Origin of the sequence: Bergeyella porcorum, from assembly GCF_042427575.1 — a bacterium.
Taxonomy (GTDB): domain Bacteria; phylum Bacteroidota; class Bacteroidia; order Flavobacteriales; family Weeksellaceae; genus Bergeyella; species Bergeyella porcorum.
Map to the genome: position 1 here is coordinate 1 of NZ_JBHMFD010000019.1, position 8822 is coordinate 8822.

General features: G+C 37.2%; 8 protein-coding genes and 1 pseudogene. 6 read left to right on the forward strand and 3 right to left on the reverse strand.

Annotated features, from left to right (window positions below; translation table 11 throughout):
* The 5 genes and pseudogenes from ACFFUE_RS10135 to ACFFUE_RS10155 form a co-directional block, all read left to right on the forward strand.
* Nucleotides 1-1094: pseudogene (locus tag ACFFUE_RS10135) on the forward strand (hypothetical protein); the annotation flags it as partial.
* A gap of 16 nt (nucleotides 1095-1110) precedes the next feature.
* Nucleotides 1111-2217 carry a hypothetical protein gene (locus tag ACFFUE_RS10140; RefSeq protein ID WP_376835022.1) on the forward strand — a complete coding sequence of 369 codons (1107 nt, stop codon included), beginning with the start codon at nucleotides 1111-1113 and terminating at the stop codon, nucleotides 2215-2217.
* 234 nt (nucleotides 2218-2451) lie between these two features.
* Nucleotides 2452-3069: a hypothetical protein gene (locus ACFFUE_RS10145; RefSeq protein WP_376835024.1), complete on the forward strand. Its 618-nt coding sequence runs from the start codon at nucleotides 2452-2454 to the stop codon at nucleotides 3067-3069.
* Nucleotides 3070-3184: 115 nt separating this feature from the next.
* Nucleotides 3185-4051, forward strand: coding sequence for a GH25 family lysozyme (locus ACFFUE_RS10150; RefSeq protein ID WP_376835026.1), 867 nt, complete (start codon nucleotides 3185-3187; stop codon nucleotides 4049-4051).
* A 192-nt stretch (nucleotides 4052-4243) separates the two neighbouring features.
* Complete coding sequence (locus ACFFUE_RS10155) at nucleotides 4244-5635, forward strand: type III PLP-dependent enzyme domain-containing protein (RefSeq protein WP_327984941.1); 1392 nt, start codon at nucleotides 4244-4246, stop codon at nucleotides 5633-5635.
* A 60-nt stretch (nucleotides 5636-5695) separates the two neighbouring features.
* Here ACFFUE_RS10155 and ACFFUE_RS10160 read toward each other — a convergent pair whose 3' ends face one another.
* The 3 genes from ACFFUE_RS10160 to ACFFUE_RS10170 are packed head-to-tail and all read right to left on the reverse strand — an operon-like array spanning nucleotide 5696 to nucleotide 7741.
* Entirely contained in the window at nucleotides 5696-6346 is a 651-nt protein-coding gene (locus tag ACFFUE_RS10160; RefSeq protein ID WP_376835028.1) for a protein-L-isoaspartate(D-aspartate) O-methyltransferase, read from the reverse strand.
* A gap of 39 nt (nucleotides 6347-6385) precedes the next feature.
* Complete coding sequence (locus ACFFUE_RS10165) at nucleotides 6386-7207, reverse strand: hypothetical protein (RefSeq protein WP_376835030.1); 822 nt, start codon at nucleotides 7205-7207, stop codon at nucleotides 6386-6388.
* Nucleotides 7208-7231: 24 nt separating this feature from the next.
* Nucleotides 7232-7741 carry an RNA polymerase sigma factor gene (locus ACFFUE_RS10170; protein WP_376835032.1) on the reverse strand — a complete coding sequence of 170 codons (510 nt, stop codon included), beginning with the start codon at nucleotides 7739-7741 and terminating at the stop codon, nucleotides 7232-7234.
* Nucleotides 7742-7884: 143 nt separating this feature from the next.
* Between ACFFUE_RS10170 and lipA the strand changes: the two genes are divergently transcribed.
* Nucleotides 7885-8751, forward strand: coding sequence for a lipoyl synthase (gene lipA / locus ACFFUE_RS10175; RefSeq protein WP_376835034.1), 867 nt, complete (start codon nucleotides 7885-7887; stop codon nucleotides 8749-8751).
* The last annotated feature ends 71 nt before the right edge of the window (nucleotides 8752-8822 follow it).

Here is an 8822-nt window from a genome sequence, read left to right on the forward strand (position 1 = left end):
CTGCAGCCAATAGCAATGCGACTACTATTGCCCCGAATGCTGTAACCTCAGCGAAGATAGCCGATGGACAAGTGACTTTGGTAGATTTAGCAGCAAACTCAGTGGACTCTTCTAAGATTGTAGACAAGTCTATAGTAGCCGCCGATCTCAACCAAATGGGAGCCACCGATGGACAAGTGTTGAAATATAATGCAGCAACCAATAGTTGGGCACCCGCAGCGGATGCTAATACTACTTATGTCAATTCTACCTCAAACACCATTAGTGGAAACCAAATCCAAAGAGCTGCATTAACAGGTGATGTAACAGCTGCCGCTAATAGCAATGCGACTACTATTGCCCCGAATGCCGTAACCTCAGCGAAGATAGCCGATGGACAAGTGGCTTTGGTAGATTTAGCAGCAAACTCAGTGGATTCTTCTAAGATTGTAGACAAGTCTATAGTAGCCGCCGATCTCAACCAAATGGGAGCCACCGATGGACAAGTGTTGAAATATAACGCAACAACGAACACTTGGGCACCCGCAGCGGATGCTAATACTACTTATGTCAATTCTACCTCAAACACCATTAGTGGAAACCAAATCCAAAGAGCTGCATTAATGGGTGATGTAACAGCTGCAGCCAATAGCAATGCCACTACCGTAGCAAGGATACAAGGTAGAGCAGTCGCCAATACTGCCCCAACCAATGGGCAAGTATTAAAGTGGAACGGAACAGCGTGGGCACCAGCGGCGGATACCGATACGAATACCACCTATACAGCAGGTAATGGTATTGCAATAAGTGGTACTACCATTAGTCTATCTACTCCTGTAAGAACCGTTACGACAGCTTATACTTTAGCTGTAGCAGATAACAATGGCTATGTCTATGTAAATACTTCAGGTGCGGTATCTATTACTGTTCCAGCAGCTTTGCCAGCAGGCTTTAGTTGTGTGGTGGTACAGCAAGGTGCAGGGCAGGTAACCATAGTAGGTAGCAGTGTTACCTTACAAACGGCAAGAGGTACTAAAACAAGAAAGCAGTTCTCTGCTGTAGGGGTTATTAAAAGAACTACCGCTGAAGCTACCATTACAGGAGATGCTATCTAATAAAAATAGGAAACTTATGAAAAAAATATTATTTACATTAGCAATGGGAGCTTTATTTACAACCTCCCATCTAAAAGCACAAGTGGTATTAGAAGCATTGGAGGGAGGAATCCCTTTTACACCTAGTGCGAAGTGTTTAGAATTGGTATATGATAAGCATTATGGGGATGGAGATCATAACTTCATCTATTGTGCAGTAATGGGGCCAAATGGTAAAAAGTGGCTCAATCTCAACCTCGGTGCAGAATATGCTAGAGAAGGAAGCCCACATTTTAACCCAGAAGTAATGCCTACAGAATATGAGGATTGGAAGGCTTTTGGTTCATTATTTCAGGAAGGAAGAAAAGCTGATGGACACGAATTGGTAACTTATTACCATCGTCAGGTGAAACCAGATATTGTGAGTGATTTAGGTCCTGATTTTGGTTTTACTAGTACACAAGATTATTGGTATGTATATAGAAAAAAACCAGTAACAGATATTAAACAAGATGTATTTAATTCCAATCATTCGTTTGTTTTTACTAATCATGCACTGACAGGCGAGGATTGGGCTACAACGAATGAGCATGATTATAATTTATGGACAGGGGAAATGTTTAATAATCCATGTCCAGATGGATATAGAGTAATGAATATGAGTGATTTGAAATTAGTATTAGTTAATGATATTAATAAAATAGTTACTGATACGGATCAAGGTCTTTTCACTACAAGTGTATTTTATAACACTGATTACCACCTAAGTATTGTTACTCCTCCTAATACTGCTGAAACCATTGACTATTTTAGCAATAATTTAGATATTATGACTCAATTAAGGTTGCAAAAAACTGGTGCAGCCTATAAGGACGAGAACGTTACAAGGGGTACAAGTTCTCTGTGGTTAGCTCCTGATAGGATAGTGGAGGGACCTCTTGAAATTCATGGATGGAATAAAGAATGGGAACCATATGGTTGGACTTCAAGTACTACCATAGTAGTTGAAAATCGAATTATATCGGTTCTTGATAGAGGTAATTTCGGTGAAAGATTATCAGAATATGCATATCCTACAATCGCGTATAGCTTAATTGAAAAGAACGAAAAAAAAAGTAGAGCAATCAGATGTGTACAGAAATAGTAGATTTCAACTTTAAATTACAATAGTTAACATTAGCTTTTAGTGTTGAGTTTTGAATCAGCCCCCTGTCCCCCGAAGGGGGCAAAAATGCTAATACTATTTGCTTTAGTTTTGAGCTGGTTTACAATTAACAATTAATAATTAACAATTAACAATTAACAATCAACAGACAACTGTCAACTGTCAACCAATAAAATTTACTATCTTTGTGCCGTATTATTAAAAAATGTATTTATGAAAAAAGTGTTATTTCTTTTATCTCTTGTGGCTTCTGTAATGGTATTGGCTCAATGTAATATTTTGGGTAAAAGTACTATAAATATTACAGATACAGAAACTTATACTGTAGAGAATGATAATGCCCAATGCCCCGATTGTCATCTTTGGGTAACGGTAGGGGGCAATACAAAAGTGGATGGTGATTTCCGTAAAAATAAGGTAACCATACAGCCAATGGCAGGGGGAAGAACGGTGTTGTCTTTGTCTATGCTTACCTCGCAAGGCGTATCGCAATGCAGTAAAAATATAGATGTGATAGATAGAGACCCTGCTGAATATCGTGCCAATGCACAAAATCACACGGACTGTGATATTACCATCAATGCCTTTAAAGAAGTGAAGTATGCAGATGGAGTGGTGAGCTTTTTCCCCAATGAAATGCAAAATAATTATAAGTACACTTGGACAGTGGTGTATGGCAATGGAACACAAAAGACTTCTAATGAAAAGGTACCTCAGTTTGAGTATAATAAAGAAATAGGTATCAGCACTGTGAGGGTAAAAATGATGTCTAGCAAGTGTATCAAGGATTTATCCAAATCTTATGATGTTGGTTTTTGGAAGATGTTCTAATTGATAACTAAGATATAAGAAGGTCGGAATGGTTTTTCCGACCTTTTTTTGTTAAAAAAAACTTTGCAAAACAAGAGAATATTCCCGAAATAAAATATTTTTGCAAACGATAACTATGGCAAAAAGCACTAGGAAAAGAAAAACTAAAAAGAAAATCCATCGGCACCGTAGAAGGCATTGGCTTTTGCGGCGGTGGACATTATTGCTCATTTTAATGGTTTCACTTTTAGGAGCGGGATTTTATTTGAAAGAAAAGATAGGCTTTTACTACGCAATGTATTTCAATCAATTTGAACATAAAAAACTCAAAAACTCGAAGAAAGAAGAGGAGCGGATTCATAAGATTGTAGAAGAATATGTGGATAAAACTTTCGGTATAGATATCTCTCATTATCAGGAAGTGAAAGACATTCAGTGGGATAGCCTTAGTATTGCCCACCGCAGTATTCCGCTGAAATTTGTAGTGATGAGAGCCACGATGGGCAATAGGGGAAAGGATAAAAATTTCAATACCTTTTGGCGTTTGGCCAAGGAACATCAGTTGGTGCGTGGTGCCTATCATTTTTATCGTCCAGATGAAGACCCCGTACGCCAAGCCAATAATTTTTTGGAAACTGTAAAACTGGAAGAAGGCGATTTGGTTCCCGTTTTGGATATCGAGAAAAAATCCCTTCGCTATTCTCATCCAGAATTAATAGAAAACCTAAAAACTTGGTGCAAGATAGTAGAAGAAAAATACGGTAGAAAGCCCATTATCTATACCTATTACCATTATTATAAGGATTATTTAAGAGGCGAGTTTGATGACTATCCGCTTTGGCTTGCCAATTATAATGATGTGCTAGAGCCTAGCGTGCAAGACCCTTGGAAGATGTGGCAGTTTACAGAAAAGGGGATTGTCTATGGCATCAATACCAAAGTGGACTTAAATGTCTATAATGGTAGTTTTTCTTCTTTCAAGAAATTAACTTTGCAAGAATGATAATATTTTCTGAAAATAGATTGAAATTAATAAATGTTTTTAGGTATAGTGTGGTGTAGAAATATATTGTTCTCTGGATTAGAAAATAACTTTGGATATAACGGGAAAATCTCAAAACTTTTTTGCATTTTTGCATTGTCCATTATGGGCGAATAAACCTTTATTTAATCTTTATATTTCAATTTTTTAAGAATGAAAATAAAATATTCTGAGCTGATAGACCAAACCCTTTATTTCCCTACGGAGGAGTTTAATGTGGCTGAAAACAACCTCTTATTTCACGATATTAATCTGATGGAGGTGGTGGAAAAATTCGGGACACCGCTCAAAATTTCTTACTTGCCAAGAATTTCTCAAAATATCCAAAGGGCTAAAACTTGGTTTAAGGAAGCTTTTGAAAAAAATGATTATAAGAAAGCTTACAAGTACTGCTATTGTACTAAATCTAGCCATTTCAACTTCGTTTTGGAAGAGGCTCTTAAAAACGATATTTCCATAGAAACCTCTTCGGCGTATGATATGGATATTGTAAAAGCCCTCTATGATAAAGGCAAGTTTACCAAAGAGATAGAGGTGATTTGCAATGGGTTTAAAACCGATGATTATTTACAGAAAATCTCTGAAATGATTAATAATGGTTTTGAAAATATTACGCCAATTTTGGATAATTACCGCGAGCTGGATAAACTTACCGAAAGCATCGATTCTACTTTTAATATTGGAATTCGCATCGCTTCGGAGGAAGAACCAAAGTTTGAATTTTATACCTCGCGTTTGGGTATTGGTTATAAGGATATTATCCCTTATTATTCCCAAAAAATTGCGGAACACCCTAATGCAAGGCTCAAAATGTTGCATTTCTTTATCAATACAGGGATAAAAGACACAGCATATTATTGGAACGAATTGTATAAGTGTTTGAGGGTCTATGCAAGATTGAAAAAAATAGCGCCAGAAGTAGATTCTCTCAATATTGGAGGTGGTTTCCCTATCAAAACTTCTCTCAATTTCGACTATGATTACCAATATATGGTGAATGAAATAGTGTCTCAAATCAAAAAATTCTGTGAAGAGGAAGGGGTGGAAGAACCGAACATCTATACGGAGTTTGGAAGTTTTACCGTGGGAGAAAGTGGTGCCAATCTTTACCAGATTATTTCTCAGAAACGCCAAAACGATAGAGAAAAGTGGAATATGATAGATTCTTCTTTTATGACCACATTGCCAGATACTTGGGCTATTTCTCGCCACTTCATTATGTTGCCTCTCAACCGTTGGGATGACACTTATGAAAGGGTTTTTCTAGGTGGTCTCACTTGTGATTCCGATGATTACTATAATTCTGAACAACATACCAACGCCATTTATCTACCTACTTTCAGTGATACCAAACCGCTTTATATTGGATTTTTCCATACGGGAGCTTATCAGGAAACCATCAGTGGTTATGGCGGGGTGCACCATTGTTTGATGCCTCAGCCGCGTCATGTTTTGATTCAACGAGATGAAAACGGCGAACTGCAATATGAAATCTTCCGTGAAAAACAAGAGCCACAAGATGTTTTGAAACTGTTAGGGTATTAAGTTACGGGATAAAAAAATGATAGTAAAAGCTTTGAGGAGATAGTTTTCCTCAAAGTTTTTTTATTGATTAGTCTTGCCTAGCATTGGGACAAATTTGTAAACACCAAATTCTTCTTTTTCAAATTCTGATGGGGATATTTTTGTAAAACGATACAAAATCTGCTCCTCCGTTTCTCCCATCGGGATTACCATTTTACCGCCTATTTTCAGTTGTTTTAGTAATTCTGTAGGCAGGGTAGAGGCTCCACAGGTTACCAAGATTCTATCAAATGGAGCAAAAGTAGGCAGACCAAGAAAACCATCGCCAAAGCTTTGAAATTTAGGTCTAAATTGTAACTCTTTCAGCTTACGATGCGAAAAATCATAGAGGTCTTTTTGACGTTCTATGGTGTAAACTTCTGCTTTCATAGCGACTAAAACAGCCGTTTGGTAGCCACTTCCTGTTCCTATTTCCAAGATTTTATCTTTCTCCCTCACTTCTAAGAGCTCTGTCTGCTCTGCCACGGTGGAAGGGTGAGAGATGGTCTGGTGTGCGGCAATGGAAAAAGCACGGTCTTCGTATGCAAAATCTTCAAAAACACTTTCTAAAAAAAGGTGCCGAGGGACGGTATTGATGGCTTGCAGTACATTGTCATCTGCAATGCCTACTTTGTCCCGTAGATATTCTACGAGGATTCTCCGTTTCCCTTTGTGTACAAAGCTATCTTGCATCTTGAATGCAAAAATATGGATTTTTATTGTAAAAAGAGATTAATGTTTTCTGATGATTTGCATTAGAGAGTCTTTGGGAATGATTTGAAAAAATCCAATAATAAATCCAATGGCAAAAGATATTATAAAGAGTAAAATAAACCCGATGATACCCCAAAAGATAGCATTGACAATCCCTGCAAATTTACCAAAATAAGGAGTGAAAAAGCGATGGGTTTTAGTATAGAAATGAAGCTTTTCGCTGATTTTGATGGTCGTTCTGTTATATTGGAAATCATCGGTTTCATCACCTAAACTGTCCACAATTTCTGAAATTTTCTGAATGTGTTTACCATAAAATTCTCTCAGCCATATTTTACCTGTGATGTATAGAGTTATAATCACCACCATCATTAGAAATGATAGGAAAAACAAGAAAGCATCATTGGGAATTTTAGGTTGAAAATGAATTAGATATATTACGAAAATAATGGGAATGAAGGTGATATAATAGGATTTATACAGTTCCGTATTCAATACCAGCTCATACCTTAGGTTTAATAAATGATGGTAAGTGCTTAGATTCTGGGTGCTGATTTTCTTGTACAGCACATAAAACTTGCCAAAATAATAAGCCGTAATGCCCAATGTGATACTTAAAATCAAAACATAAATGCTGAACATGGTATCATTACTGTGTGGTAATAATAGAAAGATACACACAATGATAAAGGTAATGATGGAGCTCCAAAATTCCTTTTTCATATTAGATTTTATTTTTTCTAGTGGGAGATGAATATCTTTCTGTTGTTCCAAAGAGATTTCAGGAGTTTCAGTTTCGGGTTCCTTGTCCCAAAGTTCTTTTATATTGTCAAGGTTCATATCTAATTTTTTATTTAAAATCTGTTAATACTCTTTTTCTATTGCTTTTACCAGCTCCATTAGCCTATTTTTTGCTCTATTGAGTTTTACGCGAGTATTCCCTTCGGTAAGCCCCAATTGTACTGCCATTTCTTTTCCAGAATAATCTTCCAAATAATAAAATATCAACGCTTTATCAATGGGATTAAGCTGATTGATGGCTTGGTACATTATTTTCAAACGATGCTCGTCATCGGAAACTTCATCGTTTTTAATTTTAAGATTTTCCAAAGTCTCATTTCGCTGTATCAGTTTCTCTTTTTTCTTCTCAGACCTTAGAAAGACAATGGCGGTATTGAGAGCCACACGATACATCCACGTAGAAAAAGCACTTTTTCCTTCAAAACTTGGATACGCCTTCCAAAGTTGATAGGTGATTTCTTGGAACAGGTCATTTTGATCTTCTGCATCGGACATATACATCCTAGCAATTTTAAACAAGATCCCTTTGTGCTGTTCTATTCGTTCCAAAAATTCTTTTTCTAATGCCTGCATCGTTAAGTGTCTATTCAGTTAGTATTACAAAATCTTATTTGTTACAATTTTTTTTACTTTATTTTTCATTGGCAAAGTAGCGTAAGGATTGGCTTTCTCTATTCCGAAAAAATCCCGTAATTTTGTGAGATAATTTTTTGAGAATGGAAAATCAAATTCAAGATACAACCACCCAAAAGCCCAAATGGATTAGGGTAAAACTTCCAACAGGAAAAAACTATCGCGAACTGAGAACTTTGGTGGATAAGTACAAACTGAATACCATCTGCCAAAGTGGTAGTTGTCCCAATATGGGAGAATGCTGGGGCGAGGGTACGGCAACCTTTATGATATTGGGCAATATCTGCACCCGTAGCTGTGGATTTTGTGGCGTGAAAACAGGAAAACCTCTCGATGTTAATTGGGACGAACCAGAAAAAGTAGCCCGCTCTATCAAGTTGATGAAGATAAAACACGCGGTGCTCACTTCTGTGGATAGAGACGACTTGAAAGATATGGGCTCTATTCTTTGGGCAGAAACGGTGAATGCCGTACGCAGAATTTCTCCGGGGACTACAATGGAAACACTAATACCAGATTTTCAAGGAATTTATAAACATCTGGATAGACTGGTGGAAGTGGCTCCCGAAGTGATTTCTCATAATATGGAAACGGTAAAACGCCTAACGCGTGAAGTGCGTATCCAAGCAAAATATGAGCGTAGTCTAGATGTACTGAGATATCTGAAAGAGGCGGGGCAAAAACGCACCAAAACGGGAATAATGCTCGGCTTAGGGGAGGAGAAAGATGAGGTGTTCCAAGCGATAGAAGATGTAAGAAATGCCAATGTAGATGTGATTACGCTGGGGCAGTATTTGCAACCCACTAAAAAACATCTGCCTGTGAAAAAGTTCATTACGCCAGAGGAGTTTGAAGAGTATGGCGAATTTGCCAAGAGTCTAGGATTCCGTCACGTGGAAAGTTCACCATTAGTAAGAAGTTCTTATCACGCGGAGAAGCATATTCATTAAGACAAAATCAGCATCTTATATTATTTTTTTTACTATATTTGGGTGATTAATCTTTTAATATTTAAGCTTAT